Annotated in this window: 14 protein-coding genes; 2 read left to right on the forward strand and 12 right to left on the reverse strand. The window is 51.4% G+C overall.

Annotated features, from left to right (window positions below; genetic code table 11):
* Nucleotides 1-69: 69 nt before the first annotated feature.
* The 8 genes from carB to ribF form a co-directional block, all read right to left on the reverse strand.
* Nucleotides 70-3,294 carry a carbamoyl-phosphate synthase large subunit gene (carB, locus tag GZ59_RS18545; RefSeq protein ID WP_011095368.1) on the reverse strand — a complete coding sequence of 1,075 codons (3,225 nt, stop codon included), beginning with the start codon at nt 3,292-3,294 and terminating at the stop codon, nt 70-72.
* Nucleotides 3,295-3,308: 14 nt separating this feature from the next.
* Nucleotides 3,309-4,457: a glutamine-hydrolyzing carbamoyl-phosphate synthase small subunit gene (gene carA / locus GZ59_RS18550; RefSeq protein ID WP_039293768.1), complete on the reverse strand. Its 1,149-nt coding sequence runs from the start codon at nt 4,455-4,457 to the stop codon at nt 3,309-3,311.
* A gap of 446 nt (nt 4,458-4,903) precedes the next feature.
* Entirely contained in the window at nt 4,904-5,725 is an 822-nt protein-coding gene (gene dapB, locus GZ59_RS18555) for a 4-hydroxy-tetrahydrodipicolinate reductase (RefSeq protein ID WP_039293771.1), read from the reverse strand.
* 337 nt (nt 5,726-6,062) lie between these two features.
* Nucleotides 6,063-7,013, reverse strand: coding sequence for a 4-hydroxy-3-methylbut-2-enyl diphosphate reductase (ispH, locus tag GZ59_RS18560; protein WP_039293774.1), 951 nt, complete (start codon nt 7,011-7,013; stop codon nt 6,063-6,065).
* Nucleotides 6,994-7,467 (reverse strand): FKBP-type peptidyl-prolyl cis-trans isomerase, encoded by a 474-nt coding sequence (gene fkpB / locus GZ59_RS18565; protein WP_011095372.1) that lies wholly within the window; start codon nt 7,465-7,467, stop codon nt 6,994-6,996. The genes ispH and fkpB overlap by 20 nt, the downstream gene beginning before the upstream one ends.
* The gene (gene lspA / locus GZ59_RS18570; protein ID WP_086935227.1) at nt 7,467-7,982 is read right to left on the reverse strand and encodes a signal peptidase II; all 516 of its coding nucleotides are present in this window, start codon (nt 7,980-7,982) and stop codon (nt 7,467-7,469) included. Before lspA ends, fkpB begins: the two co-directional genes overlap by 1 nt.
* Nucleotides 7,979-10,792 (reverse strand): isoleucine--tRNA ligase, encoded by a 2,814-nt coding sequence (gene ileS / locus GZ59_RS18575; RefSeq protein WP_039293778.1) that lies wholly within the window; start codon nt 10,790-10,792, stop codon nt 7,979-7,981. Before ileS ends, lspA begins: the two co-directional genes overlap by 4 nt.
* Before the next feature lie 31 nt (nt 10,793-10,823).
* Nucleotides 10,824-11,765 carry a bifunctional riboflavin kinase/FAD synthetase gene (ribF, locus tag GZ59_RS18580; protein WP_011095375.1) on the reverse strand — a complete coding sequence of 314 codons (942 nt, stop codon included), beginning with the start codon at nt 11,763-11,765 and terminating at the stop codon, nt 10,824-10,826.
* A gap of 425 nt (nt 11,766-12,190) precedes the next feature.
* Here ribF and rpsT point away from each other — a divergent pair, with 425 nt between their 5' ends.
* Nucleotides 12,191-12,454, forward strand: coding sequence for a 30S ribosomal protein S20 (rpsT, locus tag GZ59_RS18585; protein WP_011095376.1), 264 nt, complete (start codon nt 12,191-12,193; stop codon nt 12,452-12,454).
* A gap of 77 nt (nt 12,455-12,531) precedes the next feature.
* Here the strand turns inward: rpsT and nhaR are convergent, their stop codons facing one another.
* The 4 genes from nhaR to dnaK form a co-directional block, all read right to left on the reverse strand.
* The gene (gene nhaR, locus GZ59_RS18590) at nt 12,532-13,452 is read right to left on the reverse strand and encodes a transcriptional activator NhaR (RefSeq protein ID WP_039293781.1); all 921 of its coding nucleotides are present in this window, start codon (nt 13,450-13,452) and stop codon (nt 12,532-12,534) included.
* A gap of 31 nt (nt 13,453-13,483) precedes the next feature.
* Entirely contained in the window at nt 13,484-14,680 is a 1,197-nt protein-coding gene (gene nhaA / locus GZ59_RS18595; protein ID WP_039293784.1) for a Na+/H+ antiporter NhaA, read from the reverse strand.
* Nucleotides 14,681-14,967: 287 nt separating this feature from the next.
* The gene (dnaJ, locus tag GZ59_RS18600; protein WP_011095379.1) at nt 14,968-16,107 is read right to left on the reverse strand and encodes a molecular chaperone DnaJ; all 1,140 of its coding nucleotides are present in this window, start codon (nt 16,105-16,107) and stop codon (nt 14,968-14,970) included.
* A gap of 108 nt (nt 16,108-16,215) precedes the next feature.
* Complete coding sequence (gene dnaK / locus GZ59_RS18605) at nt 16,216-18,123, reverse strand: molecular chaperone DnaK (protein ID WP_039293787.1); 1,908 nt, start codon at nt 18,121-18,123, stop codon at nt 16,216-16,218.
* Between the two features lie 461 nt (nt 18,124-18,584).
* Here dnaK and satP point away from each other — a divergent pair, with 461 nt between their 5' ends.
* Nucleotides 18,585-19,160, forward strand: a complete 576-nt coding sequence (satP, locus tag GZ59_RS18610) for an acetate uptake transporter (RefSeq protein ID WP_011095381.1) — start codon at nt 18,585-18,587, stop codon at nt 19,158-19,160.
* The last annotated feature ends 3 nt before the right edge of the window (nt 19,161-19,163 follow it).

The raw sequence follows: 19,163 nt of genomic DNA on the forward strand, positions 1-19,163 counted from the left end.
TGAAAAAGCCAGCGCTGTTACCAACGCTGGCTTTTATTATCAGCTTACAACCTACCGAAGTCGGTCCTATCAGCCTTTAATCATCGCATGCATTTCCTGCACGGAAGTGACCTTCTCCGTCGGATCTGCCGTCAACGACATTGCCGTAGCAAAACCACCATTCAGCGTGGTGTCGTAGTGCACCTTGTATTGCAGCGCGCTGCGGCGAATCAGCTTGGAATCTTCAATCGCCTGACGCCCTGCGGTGGTGTTGACGATGTAGGTGTACTCGCCGTTCTTGATGCGGTCCTGAATGTGCGGACGACCTTCATGCACCTTATTCACCAGACGCGGATTAATGCCAGCCTCACCCAGTTCAATCGCCGTGCCGTGCGTCGCATCCAGCTCAAAACCGTGCTTCAACAGCTTAGCCGCCAGATCCACCACGCGGGCTTTATCGCCTTCACGTACCGACAGCAGCGCACGTCCAGTTTTCTTCATGTGCGAACTGCTGCCCAGCATCGCTTTGGCAAACGCTTCAGCAAACGTGCGGCCAACGCCCATGACTTCACCGGTCGAACGCATCTCTGGCCCCAGAATCGGGTCAACGCCAGGGAATTTGTTGAACGGCAGCACCACTTCTTTCACCGAGTAATACGGCGGGATGATTTCTTTGGTGACACCCTGCTCAGCCAGCGTTTTGCCTGCCATCACTCGCGCAGCGACTTTCGCCAATGGAACACCGGTCGCTTTCGAGACAAATGGGACAGTACGCGCGGCACGCGGGTTCACCTCAATCAGATAAACTTCGTTATCCTTCACCGCAAACTGCACGTTCATCAGGCCGCGAACGCAAAGTTCAAACGCCAGTTTTTCAACCTGCTGACGCATCACATCCTGAATCTCTTTGCTCAGTGTGTAAGCAGGCAGTGAACAAGCCGAGTCACCGGAGTGAACCCCCGCCTGCTCGATGTGTTCCATAATGCCGCCAATCAGTACACGTTCACCGTCGCAAATCGCATCGACGTCAACTTCAATAGCATCGTCAAGGAAACGGTCCAGCAGAACGGGCGCATCGTTGGATACGCTAACCGCGTTTTGGAAATAACGCTTAAGGTCGATTTCGTCATACACGATTTCCATCGCGCGACCGCCCAGAACATAAGAAGGACGGACGACCAGCGGATAGCCGATGCCACGCGCTTTCTCTACCGCCTGCTCAATCGTCGCTACCGTGGCGTTAGACGGTTGCTTCAGCCCAAGACGATTGACGGCATGCTGGAAGCGCTCACGGTCTTCTGCACGGTCAATCGCGTCTGGGCTAGTTCCGATAACCGGTACTCCAGCGGCTTCTAGCTCGCGAGCCAGTTTCAGCGGCGTCTGGCCACCGTACTGCACGATAACGCCCTTTGGCTTCTCAATACGGACGATTTCCAGTACATCTTCAAACGTTACCGGTTCGAAGTACAAGCGGTCGGACGTATCGTAGTCTGTTGAAACGGTTTCAGGGTTACAGTTAACCATGATGGTTTCATAGCCATCTTCACGCAGCGCCAGCGAAGCATGGACGCAACAGTAGTCAAACTCGATCCCCTGACCAATACGATTTGGCCCACCACCCAATATCATGATTTTGTCACGATCCTGAGTCGGGTTAGCCTCACATTCTTCTTCGTACGTGGAATACATATAAGCGGTATCGGTCGAGAATTCTGCCGCACAGGTATCGACACGCTTATACACCGGATGCAGGTCGAATTTATCGCGCAGCTTGCGAATTTCGCTTTCCGCCACGCCAGCCAGTTTCGCCAGACGCGCATCAGCAAAGCCTTTACGCTTCAGTGCACGTAAGAAATCCGCATCCAGCGCGGTGATACCTTTTTCTGCAACCTGCTCTTCCAGACGCACCAGCTCTTCAATTTGCACCAGGAACCAGCGATCAACGTTGGTCAGGTTAAATACGCCATCGACTGACATACCCGCGCGGAAAGCATCAGCGATGTACCAGATACGCTCGGCACCGGCATCTTTCAGCTCGCGGCGAATTTTAGTCAGCGCTTCAGGGTCGTCCAGATCTACCTTTGGATCGAAGCCAGTCGCACCGACTTCCAGACCACGTAGTGCTTTCTGCAAGGATTCTTGCTGTGTGCGACCAATCGCCATCACTTCACCCACAGATTTCATCTGCGTGGTCAGGCGGTCATTGGCACCGGCGAATTTTTCGAAGTTGAAACGTGGGATCTTGGTGACAACATAGTCGATAGCCGGTTCGAAAGACGCTGGCGTACGACCACCAGTGATGTCGTTCATCAACTCATCGAGCGTATAACCCACCGCCAGTTTGGCCGCGATTTTCGCAATCGGGAAGCCCGTTGCTTTAGACGCCAGCGCGGAAGAACGTGATACACGCGGGTTCATTTCGATAACAATCAGGCGACCTGTTTTCGGGTTCACCGAGAACTGAACGTTAGAACCACCGGTTTCTACACCGATTTCACGCAGTACCGCCATCGAGGCGTTACGCATGATTTGATATTCTTTATCCGTCAGCGTTTGCGCTGGCGCAACGGTGATGGAGTCTCCGGTGTGGATCCCCATGGCATCGAAGTTTTCGATTGAGCAGACGATGATGCAGTTATCGTTCTTATCACGCACCACCTCCATCTCGTACTCTTTCCAACCGATCAGCGATTCATCGATCAGCAGCTCTTTGGTTGGAGAAAGATCCAGTCCGCGCTCACAGATCTCTTCAAACTCTTCACGATTGTAAGCGATACCGCCACCGGTGCCGCCCATTGTAAAGGAAGGACGGATAATGCACGGGAAGCCGAGGTCAGCCGCTACAGCCAGCGCTTCTTCCATATTGTGTGCAATACCGGAACGTGCGGTATCCAGACCGATTTTCTTCATCGCCACATCGAAACGACGACGATCTTCTGCTTTATCAATCGCATCCGCCGTTGCACCAATCATGGTGACGCCGAATTCCGCCAGCACGCCCTTACGTTCCAACTCCAGCGCACAGTTCAGCGCCGTCTGGCCGCCCATCGTCGGCAGCACAGCATCTGGACGCTCTTTTTCAATAATTTTACGCACCACTTCCCAGTGAATCGGCTCGATGTAGGTCGCATCGGCCATTTCAGGGTCGGTCATGATGGTTGCCGGGTTGGAGTTCACCAGAATAACGCGGTAACCCTCTTCACGCAGCGCTTTACACGCCTGTGCCCCCGAGTAGTCAAACTCACACGCCTGACCGATGACAATCGGGCCGGCGCCTAGAATCAGGATGCTTTTAATATCTGTACGTTTTGGCATTTTCTCGCTCCTGATTATTTAGCTGAAGAACGGTAAGTCTGAATCAAGTCAATAAAGTGGTCGAACAGCGGCGCAGCATCATGCGGGCCGGGGCTTGCCTCTGGGTGTCCCTGGAAACTAAACGCCGGTTTGTCAGTGCGGTGAATCCCCTGAACCGTATGGTCAAACAAGGATTTATGCGTGACGCGCAGCGTGTCAGGCAGGTTATCTTCATCAACCGCAAAGCCGTGGTTCTGCGCGGTGATCATCACACAGTTGTTATCCAGATCTTTTACCGGATGGTTGCCGCCGTGGTGACCCAGCTTCATTTTGATGGTCTTCGCACCGCTCGCCAGTGCCAGCAGTTGGTGACCCAGACAGATACCGAATACCGGAATATCCGTTTCCAGGAAGGTTTTGATCGCGCGAATCGCGTAGTCGCACGGTTCCGGGTCGCCCGGCCCGTTAGAGAGGAAAATACCGTCTGGATTAAGCTTCAGTACGTCCTCAGCAGATGTCTGCGCCGGAACGACCGTCAGGCGGCAGCCGCGATCCACCAGCATACGTAGAATGTTGCGTTTCACACCGTAGTCATAAGCCACTACGTGGTAAGGCAGTTCGCTTTCGTTTTTCGCCGCAGGCAATTCGCCTTCCAGCATCCAGCTTCCCTGTAACCAGCTGTAGCTTTCCGCCGTTGTCACTTCTTTTGCCAGATCCATCCCCTTCAACCCTGGGAAGGCTTTCGCTTTCTCCAGTGCGACAACAGCATCCGGCGCATCACCCGCGATGATACAGCCATTCTGTGCGCCTTTTTCACGCAGCAGACGGGTCAGTTTACGGGTGTCGATGTCTGCGATGGCGACGATGTTGTTGCGTTTGAGGTACTCAGACAGGCTTTCTTCACTACGGTAGTTACTGGCAATCAGAGGTAAATCACGAATAACCAGACCTTGAGCCTGTACTGAGGGGGATTCTTCATCGTTGGCATTAGCGCCGACATTACCGATATGGGGATAAGTGAGAGTGACAATCTGGCGGGAATAGGAAGGATCAGTAAGGATTTCTTGATAACCGGTCATCGACGTATTGAAGACCACTTCCCCCACTGCCAATCCTTCTGCCCCAATGGCCCGACCGTGGAATTGGGTTCCGTCTTCCAGAACCAATAGCGCTGACTTAATCAAAACACCCTCCAAGGAATAAAAAATCACGTTATTTGCATATTAATTCAGATTCGAGCCACTAAATCAATGCAAAAACTACCTGTAAGGCCAATTTTTGGCAAATTGGGCGCATTTTAATGATGGTCTTCCCGATTGTCTACCCAAACCGCTTTTTTTCTCTTATTTTTATGCTTTACGAAATAAATAATCGTCCACTGACGTAAAAATCCCTATCAACTCAGATAAGTAAACGGTTGCTAAGCAACATTGTTAAAATAAGGGTAATAAATCACCAGCAAAGGGCATTTAGGGAGTACAGAGGGTTTCTCATCACTAAAAAATGGAATAAAACACAAACAAAAGAAGATAATGATAAAAAAAAAGAAGCCAATGAGGTAAAAACAAAGGTGAACGTTAAAATATCCACCTTTTTCAGCTAGATGTTATTTTTATAACAAAATAAAATACTACAAATCATCCAGAGAAAGCACATCTCTCATATCAAAAACACCACTTTCCTTCGAACTAATCCAGATAGCGGCTCTTACTGCACCATTGGCAAACGTCATGCGGCTGGATGCCTTGTGGGTAATCTCAACGCGCTCACCAATATCAGCAAACATCGCCGTATGTTCACCGACAATGTCACCCGCTCGCACAGTAGCGAAACCAATGCTTTTCGGATCGCGTTCGCCTGTATGACCTTCACGCGTGTACACGGCACAGGACTTCAGATCGCGTCCCAGAGCATCAGCAATCGCTTCACCCATCGCCAGCGCGGTGCCAGACGGTGCATCCACTTTGTGGCGGTGGTGTGCTTCAATGATTTCGATATCGGTATAGTCGCCCATGACCTTGGCGGCTTTTTCCAGCAGCTTCAGCATGACATTAACGCCGACGCTGAAGTTCGCCGCAAACACAATCCCGATATCTTGCGCAGCCTGCTTAATTGCCGCCTTGCCTGCATCATCAAAACCGGTTGTCCCGATAATCATACCTTTACGATGCAGACGACAAAATGCCAAATGCGCTAATGTGCCTTCCGGGCGGGTGAAGTCGATCAAAATATCGAAATCATTCTGTACGGCATCCAGGCTTTCATTCACGGTAATGCCGTTTTTACCCAGCCCAGCAAGTTCACCAGCATCGCTCCCTAACAGAGACGAACCAGAACGTTCCAGCGCTGCGCCCAATACTACGCCGTCCATTTGCTCGATAGCCTGAATCAGCTGACGTCCCATACGGCCGCCCGCGCCTACAACAGCAATACGGATGGATGAATCCTTCATAATGTCTCTCTCTTTTTGATCCTGACGACATAAAAATAACATCAGGTTAACGGGCACCGCGCACTATCGCCAGCGGATTTACGGCCAGATTAGAAAATACTGTTTGAAGCCGCAGAAAATCAGCAAAACTGTCTAACCGCAAGCATCAGAGTCGCACGTTATAATGCTGAAAAACCACAAGGTGTTTAGAGATACGTAGGAAAGGTCAAAAATAAATCACATGGCATAACGCATAAAAATTCATTTTTATGCATTAACATTTTCATGAGTGAATACAGTGGGGGAAAAACTGAAAGGAATAACAGCGATAGGGCCGAAGCCCTATCGCAGAAACAGACTAATCGATCTGTTTGACTTCAACACGCAGCTCTTTGGGCACTTCAAAGACGATGTTTTCTTCACGCCCTTGCATTTCAACCGCAACCTTGCCGCCTAATTCTTTCAGCCGCTGAATCACCTGTTGTACCAAAATATCGGGTGCCGATGCGCCTGCGGTTACTCCAACATGTGAAGCGCCCGTTAACCACGACTCCTGGATATCGTCGGCGGAATCAATTAGATAAGCCGCTTTCCCCGCTCTCTGTGCCAACTCAGCTAAACGGTTGGAGTTTGAGGAGTTTTTAGAGCCCACGACAAAAACGACATCTGCCTTATCCGACAAATGGCGCACAGCTTCCTGACGGTTGGTCGTGGCATAGCAGATGTCATCTTTACGCGGGCCAATGATTCGAGGAAAACGCTCACGCAACGCATCAATCACCGCATAGGTATCATCAACAGAAAGCGTGGTTTGCGTCATAAAGCACAGGTTTTTTTCATCTTTTACCTGTAGCTGCCAGACATCATCGGGGGACTCGACCAGATACATGCCACCATCCGCATTGCTGTACTGCCCCATCGTTCCCTCAACTTCAGGGTGTCCAGCATGCCCGATAAGAATCGCTTCTACACCTTTCTTACTGGCTCTGGCAACTTCCATGTGCACCTTAGTTACCAGCGGACAGGTCGCATCAAATACCGTCAGATCACGATTCTTTGCTTCATTACGCACCGCTTGCGAAACGCCATGTGCAGAGAAAATCAGAATCGCACCATCCGGCACATCTTCAATCTGTTCAATAAAAATTGCGCCACGTTCACGTAATCCGTTGACCACATAACGATTATGTACCACTTCATGACGGACGTAGATCGGCGTACCAAAAAGCTCCAGAGCACGCTCCACTATGCTGATAGCCCGATCGACACCGGCACAGAAGCCACGTGGATTAGCCAGCAGGATCTGCATGAGACACCTCCTGTTGTACGGGATCGATATCCAGCACGTCGAGATCGAAGGTAATCGCCTGACCGGATAAAGGATGATTGAAATCCACCGTAACTGACTCTTCAGTCACATCACGGATAATTCCCGGCATATCATTTCCGGCAACGCCGCTGAACAGCATGATGGTGCCAACATCCGGCACGCCAGTCTGGGCAAAATCACGACGCAAGAAGAACTGGATCAGGTTCGGGTTGGTCGGCCCAAAGGCCGACTCCGGCGACAGCGTAAACTTGCGTTTATCGCCACGCATCAACCCCAACAGATTTTGTTCCAGCGCGTCAGACAGACTGCCGTCGCCAAGACGAAACAGCGCTGGCTTGCCGCGCTCACGTGTGGATTCGGCCGTAGAACCATCCTCCAGCGTCAGAATAAAATGCACCAGCAGCGCGCTGTTGTGCTGCACAGTCTCGGACATCAGTGACCCTTTTTCTTAGCGATATCAGTATCATCATGCGTACTGAAAAATCCTTCCAGTACGATGAGCGCCGCACCAATACAGATGGCAGTATCGGCTAGGTTAAAGGTGGCGAAATGCCAGTTACCGACATAAAAATCGATGAAATCGACGACAAATCCGTGCCATGTGCGGTCAAACAGGTTGCCCAATGCGCCGCCGATAATCAGCGAGTACGCAATGTTATTTAGCCTCTGCTTGACGCTACCACGGTACATCATCACCAGCAGTGCAACCACGATAGCAATCGCGATGCCGGCAAAGAACCAGCGTTGCCAGCCGCCTTTATCCGCCAGGAAGCTGAATGCTGCGCCGTAGTTACGGGCATAATGCAGATTCAGAGAAGGCATCACGGGTACCGTGTCCCCCAGCGCAAAGTGGGCAAGAATCCACTGCTTGCTGCCAAGATCGATAACTAAAACCAGTATCGCCAGCCAGAGCCAGCGCAGTCCACTCGAACAGATCTTATTCATCAGACAAATTTACGCTCTTCGCCGTTGCCGCCCACGTTGGTCGCACAGCGACCACAGACTTCAGGATGATCGGCATTGCTACCGATATCCGTCTCGTAATGCCAGCAGCGTGGACACTTGTGCCCTTCTGCCTCACTTAAGGCAATTTTCAGTCCGGTGAGTTCCGTTGCCTGCGCGCTATCCGGCGCATTTTCATAACGTTCCACCCGCGCTTTTGACGTCAACAGCGCAAAGTGCAGTTCCTGACGTAGCTGGTTCAACTTGTCCGCCAGATTGGCATCGGCGTACAGCGTGACGGAAGCTTCCAGCGATCCACCAATGCGCTTGTCATTACGCGCCTGTTCGATCACTTTATTCACTTCGCTACGCACTTTCAGGACATCCGCCCAGAACGCATCGTTCATCGTTTCAGAGGCATCCAGCGCAAACAGACCGTCATACCACTCTTCGGTAAACACATACTGCGCACGCTCGCCCGGCAGATAGTTCCAGAGTTCATCTGCCGTGAAGGACATAATCGGTGCCATCCAGCGCACCAGCGCTTCTGAAATATGATACAGCGCGGTCTGGCAGCTACGGCGTGCAACACTGTCGCCTTTTGCCGTGTACTGACGATCTTTAATGATATCCAGATAGAACGATCCCATCTCGATCGAGCAGAACTGCATCAGGCGCTGTACGACACGGTGGAAATCATAGCTTTCATACGCTTCGAGGATCTCGTCCTGCGCGGCTTTAGCACAGCCAACCGCCCAGCGATCCAGCACAACCATGTCTTCTGGTTTCACGCTATCTTTCTGTGGATCGAATCCATTCAGGTTCGCCAACAGGAAACGCGCGGTGTTACGAATACGACGATAGGCATCGGCTGAGCGCTTCAGGATCTCATCGGATACGGCAATTTCACCGGAGTAATCTGTTGAACCGATCCACAGACGCAGAATGTCGGCACCTAGCTTGTTCATCACATCCTGCGGGCTAACGGTATTCCCGATCGACTTGGACATCTTACGGCCCTGACCATCAACGGTGAAACCGTGGGTCAGTACCTGACGGTAAGGCGCTTTGCCTTTGATCGCGGTGGAGATCATCAGAGAAGACATGAACCAGCCACGATGCTGGTCGGAACCTTCCAGATACATATCTGCTTCGTGGCCGCCGAATTCAGGACGAACATCTACCACTGACGCATGCGTCGATCCAGAATCGAACCAAACGTCCAGCGTGTCTGGTACTTTGACGTAGTTATCCGCCTCTGCGCCCAGCACATCAGCCGGATCGAGATCCCACCATGCCTGAATGCCATCGGCTTCAACACGTTTCGCCACCGCTTCAATCAGCTCAGCGGTACGCGGATGCAGCTCTTCCGTCTCTTTGTGGACGAACAGCGACATCGGCACGCCCCAGGTACGCTGACGGGAAATACACCAGTCAGGGCGGTTGGCAACCATCGCTTCGATACGCGCCTGACCCCAATCGGGGATCCACTGCACGTCTTTAATTTCAGACAGCGACTGCTTACGCAGACCTTTCTGGTCCATGCTGACAAACCACTGCGGCGTCGCACGGAAAATGATCGGCGATTTATGGCGCCAGCAGCACGGGTAGCTGTGCTGTAATTTTTCTACGTGCAGCAACATGCTTTTTTCACGCAGGATTTCAACAATCAGATCGTTAGCTTTGAAAACGAATTTACCATCCAGTTCAGGGTAAGTACCGCTCAGGTAGCAGCCATTCGGCCCAACGGGATTAGCGATTTCCAGATTGTATTTTTGGCTGATCACGTAGTCGTCAGGACCGTGGCCACCTGCGGTATGTACCGCTCCCGTACCCGCATCCAGCGTTACGTGATCGCCCAGAATTGCCGGTACGTCGAAGTCCAGGAACGGGTGCTTGAAACGCAGCAACTCAAGATCGGCGCCTTTACAGTCACCCAGAACTATCCACTGAGTCACACCCACGCGTTTCATCACGCTTTCAACCAGATCGGCCGCCAGAATCAGTGCCTGACCGTCAATTTGCACCAGTTGATAATCGAACTCTGCATTCAACGAGATCGCACGGTTTGCCGGCAGCGTCCACGGCGTCGTCGTCCAGATCACCAGCGAGACAGGGCCGTCTACGCGACTCACACCAAACTTGGCTAATACCGCCGCAACATCGCTGGCGTTAAACGTCACATCAATGGATGGGGACGTTTTGTCATAATATTCAACTTCCGCTTCCGCCAGCGCGGAGCCACAGTCGGCGCACCAGTGAACCGGTTTGGCACCTTTGTGCAGATGGCCGTTTTCAATGATGCGACCCAACGCACGAATGATGTTCGCTTCGGTTTTGAAATCCATCGTCAGGTAAGGACGATCCCAGTCGCCCAACACGCCGAGGCGAATAAAGTCGGCTTTCTGACCGGCAACCTGCTCTGCCGCATATTTACGGCACTCAGCGCGGAATTCTGCCGCACTGACTTTCTCGCCCGGCTTACCGATCAACTGTTCTACTTTCAGTTCAATCGGCAGACCATGGCAGTCCCAGCCCGGCACATAAGGGGAATCGTAGCCAGACAGGCCTTTCGATTTAACGATAATATCTTTCAGAATCTTGTTAACTGAGTGACCAATGTGAATGCTGCCGTTCGCGTATGGAGGGCCATCGTGCAGAATGAAGGTCTTTTTTCCCTTCTTCGCATTGCGAATAATCCCGTACAGATCCTGCTCATACCAACGTTTCAGCATGTCAGGTTCGCGCTTGGCCAGATCGCCACGCATCGGGAACCCTGTTTCCGGCAAGTTCAGGGTAGTCTTATAGTCACTCATTAGATTCTCGATTTCGTTTCGGCTAGAAAAATTAAACCGGTGTCTTTAACCCGAAGAACGTCCGGGCTGTCACCACATCATCGGCGATTTGCTGTTTTAACGCATCGAGCGAAGCAAAACGCTGTTCATTACGGATTTTTTTACGCAGTACGACTTCAATATGACGACCATAGAGATCTATCGTCACGTCCAGCAAATGCACTTCAAGCTGCTGGCGTTTGTCACCGTTTACGGTTGGGCGCGTACCAATATTGGCGACACCCGGCAGCGGTTCTTGCCCCAGCCCATAAACGCTGACGGCATACACGCCGCTGACAGGGGAAACCTGACGTTTCAGCGGTAAATTGGCGGTAGGGAACCCAATGGTTCGCCCCAATTCTTTGCCATGTTCCACGCGTCCGGAAATGCAGTAAGGATGGCCCAGCAGGCTTTCTGCCAGTTCAAGCTCATCACGACTGAGCGCTTCACGTACCGCAGTGCTGCTGACCCGCTTACCGCCATTACAGAACGAATCGGTACTAATGACATCAAACCCCGACTCACGCCCAGCCTTCTGTAATAACAGGAAATCTCCCTGACGACCAGCGCCGAAGCGGAAGTCATCTCCGACAACCAAAAACTTCACGCCCAATTTCTTCGCCAGCAGAGAAGAAACGAACGTCTCTGCATCATTGGCGGCAAAACGCGCGTCGAATCTGACGCACAGTAGATAGTCCACACCAGCCTGCGCCAGGTATTTCACCTTGTCACGCAAACGCGTCAAACGTGCGGGCGCTTTTTCCGCAGCAAAGAGTTCCAGCGGCTGTGGTTCAAAAATCATGACCATCACCGGCAACCCACGAGCACGACCTTCCTGCTTCAGTCGTTCAAGCAGCATTTGGTGTCCAAGGTGCACGCCGTCAAAATTACCAATAGTGAGCACACAGCCATAATGGTGTGCTCGAAGATTGTGTATACCGCGAATTAGCTGCATGGCTGGCCCAGAACAAAGGGTTAATATTATGGAAACCGGCGGATTATACCTTGTACAGCGAGTAAGGTTAACCCGCGATTCGCGCCTTTTGCAGCCACCCTGTAAATCGTGCCAATATTTGCATGTTTTTTAGCTGAATCATCGATAGATGACGCCCACAAGCAGAATATCCAGGTAGCGGATGCCCTATACAATCCGACTTTACCGATGCCAGACAGGGCTTTATCAAATTCAGGATGAATTTATGATGTGAAACGCTGTATTCCACCGCGTGAAGCTGCTAAAATCCTGCGCCATCACAACGTAACAAGTGTCGACGTACAAACGACGCTTATTTGCACAAATCCATTGACAAACGAAGGCTAAACGAGCATATTCCACGGCCTTTGAATTGTCCTCGATTGAATATATTTGGGAGTTGGACCTTGGCTAATATCAAATCAGCTAAGAAACGCGCCGTACAATCTGAGAAGCGCCGTAAGCATAATGCAAGCAGTCGCTCGATGATGCGTACTTTCATCAAGAAAGTATACGCGGCGATCGCTACTGGCGATAAAGAAGTGGCACAGAAAGCATTTAATGACATGCAACCGATCGTGGATCGCCAGGCTAGTAAAGGTCTGATTCACAAGAACAAAGCTGCACGTCATAAATCCAATCTGGTTGCGCGCATCAACGCCATGCAATAATCACGCATCTGCGTGTAGTTGCTAAAAAAAACCGGCTTAGGCCGGTTTTTTTGCGTCTGTTATTTCACGACAAGTACTTATCCATCACCCCGCGACAGACCTTCTGCTCTATCACAGAAGAGCGCGGAGAAATCCGCGTTACAGACACGCTGCACCGCAGGGTGCTGGATCATTCTGGCCGCAAAAATCGCATAATACTCGTCCTGAATGTTCTCGATCCTGCCGATCTCGACGATATCACCCTGCTGATAAATTTCATTGGCATACAGCGACGGCGCAACGAAAATCGCATCGTTATTAATGCCAAATGCCGTCATCAGCGCCGCATCATCAAATTCACCCAAAATGTTCGTCTGAATATTCTGCGCCGTAAACCAATTCAATAGCTTTCGTCCCAGCATGGTTCGCCGCCCGGGAATCAGTAGCTTACGTTGTTCAAGGCAGGCTGGAAAAGGCAGCTCAGGCTGCGGACGCTTACAGTAAAAGCTCACAGCACACTCGCCCAACTTGAGTGAAAACAACCCTTCCTGCTGAGTTGAATCAACTGGGCAATCTGATAGGATCATATCCAGCTTATGCTGGCTCAACTGCTCCAGCAGCATTTCGTGCGTCGACTCAAAACAGCGCAAATGGATATGTTCCTGTTCCGTCACAACCGTTTCTAGCACTCGGCTCACCAACCGTTTGGACAACGCATCTGCCACGCCAACATCGAATAACAGGTTCGATTCTTTGCGGTAGTTCACAATATCTAACATTTCCTGGCTGAGCTGGAACATGCTATCCGCATAGCGAAAAACAAGTTGCCCCAGTTCCGTCGGCTCCAACCCTCGCCCTTTGCGCTTGAAAAGTTTGCCCTGTAAACGCTCTTCCAGACATTTGATTTGCCCAGTAATGGTCTGCGGCGTTAAAAACAGCATTTCTGCCGCACCGGCAACGGAGCCCGACTTATAAACCTGCCAGAAATAATAGAGATGATTAAAATTCAAATGAGACACACCCGCCCCCTCTTCGCGCCTCTGGCATAGTTCAACCCTTACACGGCTGAACCGCCTTGTCCAGCGCTGGCAATACTCCGCGCAATGCCAGATAGCCAAGTAATGCTGCCAGCCCTGACGCCAGCAAGATTCCCAGCTTGGCATAGGTAATCAACTCCGCATCACCACCAGAGAATGCCAGCAGCGTAATGAATATCGACATGGTAAAACCGATACCACACAGCACGGAGACTGCCACGATCTGGTTAAAGTGCACACCAACCGGCAGGCGCGCATAGCCCAATCGTATAGTTAGCCAACTGAACAAGGTAATGCCCAGTGGTTTACCAAGCAACAACCCAGCGGCGATACCAAGGCTCAAAGGGGAAAACAGTTTTTCCAGCACAATTCCCTGCAATACAATGCCTGCGTTGGCGAAGGCAAACAGCGGAACAATAAGAAACGCGACCCACGTTTGTAAGCCATGTTCCAGCGAGGTTGCCGGAGAAGGTTCCCCGTCGGACGTACGCAGGGGAATAAAAAATCCGACAATGACCCCGGCCAACGTTGCATGAACGCCACATTTCAGAATGCAGACCCACAAGACGCCCCCCACTAATAAATAGGCGGACGTTTTGCCAACCTGCAGCTTGTTCATATAGGCCAGGACAGCAATAGCCAGCACCGCACCGGCCAGCGCAAGCCAGAAGACCTGCTGTGTATAAAACAGGGCGATAATCAGGATCGCGCCCAGATCGTCAATGATCGCCAACGCTAACAGGAAGACTTTTAACCCTGCGGGAACACGCTTGCCTAATAACGTCAACACACCAATGGCGAACGCGATATCTGTCGCGGCGGGAATAGCCCACCCTGCACGTGTCACGTCATCATTCACGTTAAAAAGCAGAAAGAGCAAGGCGGGAAAAATCATTCCGCCTACTGCGGCTGCCAGTGGCAACATCGCCTGCTGGCGGCTGGCTAACGTGCCTTCGACTAGCTCACGCTTCACTTCCAGACCAATCAGCAGGAAGAAAATCGCCATCAGGCCATCATTAATCCACAGCAGTAGGTTCTTATTGATCTCCAGTGCGCCAAACCGCATTTCCACTGGAATCATCAGAAATTGTTGATAGCCCGCAGCAGTAACAGACCAATTGGCAAGTGCGATCGCCAAAACCGTTGCCATCATTAGCATCATGCCCGCTGCCGCATCTAATCGAATAAAGCGACGAATCATTGTTATCATTGACTTAATCTCCCCATCAGCACGAACGTTAATACCAAACGTCCGCTTTCTTGCTAGCAAGATTACGCAATCCAATCACTCGTTAAAAGCAGATTAAAACTGACTTAATATTCGGAAAAACCGATTTATTGAATTGAAGCTGCTTAGAGGGAAGCATAAAAAAACGTCGGGAGCGTTTTTCAACGTTGCGCAGCAACGCCCGCAGGATGACGAACAAGGATGTCCGTCATAAAAAAAACCGGCGGGTTTACCCACCGGTCTTTCTATCACGCGTTAACGATAAGCGATTAACGGGTCAAGTCGTCGAAAAACTTCTTCACGCCATCAAAAAAGTTTTTCGAGCGCGGGCTGTTTCTTTCGCCAGACGGGCCACCGAAGCTCTCGTCGAGTTCTTGCAGCAGTTGTCTCTGGCGCTCGTTCAGATTAACTGGGGTTTCCACAACCACACGGCACAGCAGATCGCCCTGCGCACCGCCGCGAACTGATTTCACACCTTTTCCACGCATACGGAACAATTTCCCGGTTTGCGTTTCTGCAGGCACTTTCAGCTTCACGCGACCATCCAGCGTCGGGACTTCAATCTCGCCGCCTAATGCTGCCATCGCAAAGTTGATCGGCACTTCGCAGTACAGATTGTTTTCTTCACGCTGGAAGATCGGGTGCGCTTTAACCTGCACCTGAACGTATAAATCACCTGACGGTGCACCGTGATCGCCTGCTTCGCCCTCGCCAGACAAGCGGATACGGTCGCCCGTGTCCACACCCGCCGGAATTTTCACCGACAGCGTTTTGCTTTTCTCTACGCGACCATGACCGTGGCATTTGATGCACGGATCTTTAATGATCTTACCGCGCCCATGACAGTGCGGACACGCCTGCTGCACGGTAAAGAAGCCCTGACGCATCTGCACCTGGCCGTTGCCATGACAGGTTGGACAGGTGATCGGCGAGCTACCCGGCTTCGCACCGTTGCCGTGGCACACATCACACTCTTCCAGTGCGGGAATACGGATCTCTTTGGTGACGCCACGTACCGCTTCTTCCAGCGACAACTCCATGTTGTAGCGTAAATCGGATCCACGGCTCGCACGCTGACGGCGACCACCGCCAAAAATATCCCCGAATACGTCGCCAAAAATATCACCAAAATCGGCACCGCCGCCGCCAAAGCCACCACCGCCGCCTCCACCCATACCACCTTGCTCAAACGCCGCGTGACCGTACTGATCGTAGGCTGCGCGTTTTTGCGAGTCGATAAGGATTTCGTAAGCTTCTTTGATCTCTTTGAACTTGGCTTCTGCTTCGCTATCACCAGGATTACGATCCGGGTGGTACTTCATCGCCAGACGCTTGTACGCTTTCTTTATTTCGCGATCGTCCGCGCTTTTAGCAACGCCCAGGCTTTCGTAATAATCTTGCTTCGCCATTTCTTTTCCTGCCCCTCAACATGCGTGCACGGGCGCAGAGTTTCCTCGACGCCCGTGCTGATTGCCAGCAATAGCCCTGTAGCTGCTATTGCGCCCGCTTAAGGGCGATTACTTTTTATCTTTTACTTCTTCAAACTCAGCATCAACGACATCGTCGTCGCGACGAGCAGAGGCATCATCAGCGGCACCTTCAGCACCAGGCTGTGGCTGAGACGCTTCCAGCAGCTTGCCGGAAACCTGAACCAGTGCCTGAATTTTCGCTTCGATTTCTGCTTTATCTTCGCCTTTCAGCGCGCTTTCCAGCGCTTTCAGTGCGTCGTCAATGGCAGTTTTGTCATCAGCAGCCAGTTTATCGCCCACTTCTTCCAGTTGCTTACGCGTGCTGTGCAGCAGGTGATCGCCCTGGTTACGTGCCTGAACCAGCTCTTCAAACTTACGGTCAGCTTCAGCATTCGCTTCTGCATCGCGTACCATTTTCTGAATTTCTTCTTCGTTCAGACCAGAAGATGCCTTGATGGTGATTTTTTGCTCGCGGCCGCTGTTTTTGTCTTTCGCGGAAACGTGCAGGATACCATCCGCATCGATGTCAAAAGTGACTTCGATCTGCGGCATACCGCGCGGTGCAGCCTGAATACCATCCAGGTTAAACTGACCCAAAGATTTGTTGTCATGCGCGCGCTTACGCTCACCCTGCAGAACATGAATCGTTACCGCAGACTGATTGTCTTCCGCCGTTGAGAACACCTGACTGTGTTTCGTCGGGATCGTGGTGTTCTTGGCGATCAGCGCGGTCATCACGCCGCCCATGGTTTCGATACCCAGAGACAGCGGACTCACATCCAGCAGCAGAACGTCTTTCACGTCACCAGACAAGACACCGCCCTGAACCGCAGCACCAATGGCAACGGCTTCGTCCGGGTTCACGTCTTTACGTGGCTCTTTACCGAAGAAGTCAGCGACTTTCTTCTGCACCAGAGGCATACGCGTCTGACCACCAACCAGAATCACGTCCTGAATCTCAGAAACGGACAGGCCAGCATCCTGCAACGCCACTTTTAACGGCTCAAGAGAACGGTTCACCAGCTCTTCTACCAGTGATTCCAGTTTCGCACGCGTCACTTTGATGTTCAGGTGCTTAGGACCGGTAGCATCCGCCGTGATGTACGGCAGGTTAACGTCGGTCTGCTGCGCAGAAGACAGCTCGATCTTGGCTTTTTCTGCGGCTTCTTTCAGACGCTGCATTGCCAGCGGATCGTTGCGCAGGTCGAAACCTTGCTCTTTCTTAAATTCGTCAACCAGATAGTTGATCATGCGGCTATCGAAGTCTTCACCACCCAGGTGCGTGTCACCGTTGGTTGCCAGAACTTCGAAAGTTTTTTCGCCATCAACTTCATCGATTTCGATGATGGAGATATCGAACGTACCGCCGCCCAGATCGTAAACCGCGATAGTACGGTTGCCGACTTCTTTATCCAGACCGTAGGCCAGTGCTGCCGCTGTCGGTTCGTTGATAATACGTTTGACTTCCAGACCAGCAATACGACCAGCATCTTTGGTTGCTTGGCGCTGTGCATCATTGAAGTAAGCCGGTACGGTAATAACCGCTTCGGTGATTGTCTCACCCAGATAGTCTTCCGCCGTTTTCTTCATTTTTTTCAGCACTTCAGCTGAAATCTGTGGCGGAGCCATTTTCTGATCTTTCACTTCCAGCCATGCATCGCCATTATCAGCTGCGACGATTTTGTACGGCATGATGTTGGAATCACGCTGAACTTCCTCATCCTTGAAACGACGGCCAATCAAACGCTTGATAGCAAACAGTGTATTTTGAGGGTTAGTCACTGCCTGACGTTTAGCCGGTTGGCCAACCAGAATTTCACCATCTTGCGTATAAGCAATGATTGAAGGCGTGGTGCGATCGCCTTCGCTATTTTCCAGTACTTTTACTTTAGTACCGTCAATAATCGCGACACAAGAGTTGGTTGTACCCAAGTCGATACCAATAATCTTACCCATCTAAACATCTCCACTAAAAAGTCATATTCGGTATGGTGGTTAAACCTACTGTGCGGGCGAAATGTCGTTTTTCAACAAGATTTCTCGTTTTTCATCAGCAGCACACGTTTCATTTTCATGCTAACCACCGATGTAACGGCCCAACACTTGCCTTTGCGGCAGGTCAAACTGTTTCGGTTGGAAATAAGATGGGGCCAACATTTCTATCATCAAGGGGGAAGATGAAAAAAAATGACCTTTATCCCTCGTACGATCAAACTATTCTGCCTTCCCCATGTTGTGTCCACTCCAAACGCCCGATATGATGCCGCGCTCGCCGCAGAAATGGGAACATTTTCCTACACAATGGCGGGCAATAACACCTAAACGACACCTATCCCAACGTGATTGGCGCATCCGCTAACCTTAATGCCGCGCCCGACGCGAAGGGACTATTAATAATCTGTTATTGCAGAGGATTTATGAGCACGAACACGTTGGCAAATCCTGGTCCATTAGGACTGATGGGCTTCGGGATGACCACTATTCTGTTGAACCTGCACAACGCAGGCTTTTTCCCACTTTCTTCCATCATTCTCAGCATGGGTATCTTCTACGGCGGTATTGCCCAGATCCTGGCTGGCCTGCTGGAATATAAAAAAGGGAATACGTTTGGCGTGACCGCGTTTACGTCTTATGGCGCATTCTGGCTGACGCTGGTTGCCATTCTCGTACTGCCAAAAATGGGTCTGGCGGAAGCCAGCGACGCTCAGTTCCTCGGCGTATTCCTTGGCCTGTGGGGCATATTCACGCTGTTTATGTTCTTCGGTACATTCGGAACCAACCGCGCACTGCAGTTTGTCTTCGGCAGCCTGACTGTGCTGTTTGCTCTGCTGGCCGTGGGTAACTTTACTGGCAACCACGCAATGCTGACCTTCGCGGGTTACGAAGGCATCATCTGTGGTGCTAGCGCCATTTATCTGGCAATGGCTGAAGTGCTGAACGAGAAGTTTGGCCGCACCGTACTGCCAATTGGTGCACGTGGCGCGTCCCACTGAGTT

It is taken from the genome of Pectobacterium atrosepticum, from assembly GCF_000740965.1.
Taxonomy (GTDB): Bacteria; Pseudomonadota; Gammaproteobacteria; order Enterobacterales; family Enterobacteriaceae; genus Pectobacterium; species Pectobacterium atrosepticum.

What these genes read in the sequence shown, in the direction of transcription:
- carB (WP_011095368.1), bottom strand. Translation starts at nt 3,294, where the DNA reads ATGCCAAAACGTACAGATATTAAAAGCATCCTGATTCTAGGCGCCGGC.
- dapB (WP_039293771.1), bottom strand. Translation starts at nt 5,725, where the DNA reads ATGAAGGATTCATCCATCCGTATTGCTGTTGTAGGCGCGGGCGGCCGT.
- ispH (WP_039293774.1), bottom strand. Translation starts at nt 7,013, where the DNA reads ATGCAGATCCTGCTGGCTAATCCACGTGGCTTCTGTGCCGGTGTCGAT.
- fkpB (WP_011095372.1), bottom strand. Translation starts at nt 7,467, where the DNA reads ATGTCCGAGACTGTGCAGCACAACAGCGCGCTGCTGGTGCATTTTATT.
- ileS (WP_039293778.1), bottom strand. Translation starts at nt 10,792, where the DNA reads ATGAGTGACTATAAGACTACCCTGAACTTGCCGGAAACAGGGTTCCCG.
- ribF (WP_011095375.1), bottom strand. Translation starts at nt 11,765, where the DNA reads ATGCAGCTAATTCGCGGTATACACAATCTTCGAGCACACCATTATGGC.
- nhaA (WP_039293784.1), bottom strand. Translation starts at nt 14,680, where the DNA reads ATGATAACAATGATTCGTCGCTTTATTCGATTAGATGCGGCAGCGGGC.
- dnaJ (WP_011095379.1), bottom strand. Translation starts at nt 16,107, where the DNA reads ATGGCGAAGCAAGATTATTACGAAAGCCTGGGCGTTGCTAAAAGCGCG.
- dnaK (WP_039293787.1), bottom strand. Translation starts at nt 18,123, where the DNA reads ATGGGTAAGATTATTGGTATCGACTTGGGTACAACCAACTCTTGTGTC.
- satP (WP_011095381.1), top strand. Translation starts at nt 18,585, where the DNA reads ATGAGCACGAACACGTTGGCAAATCCTGGTCCATTAGGACTGATGGGC.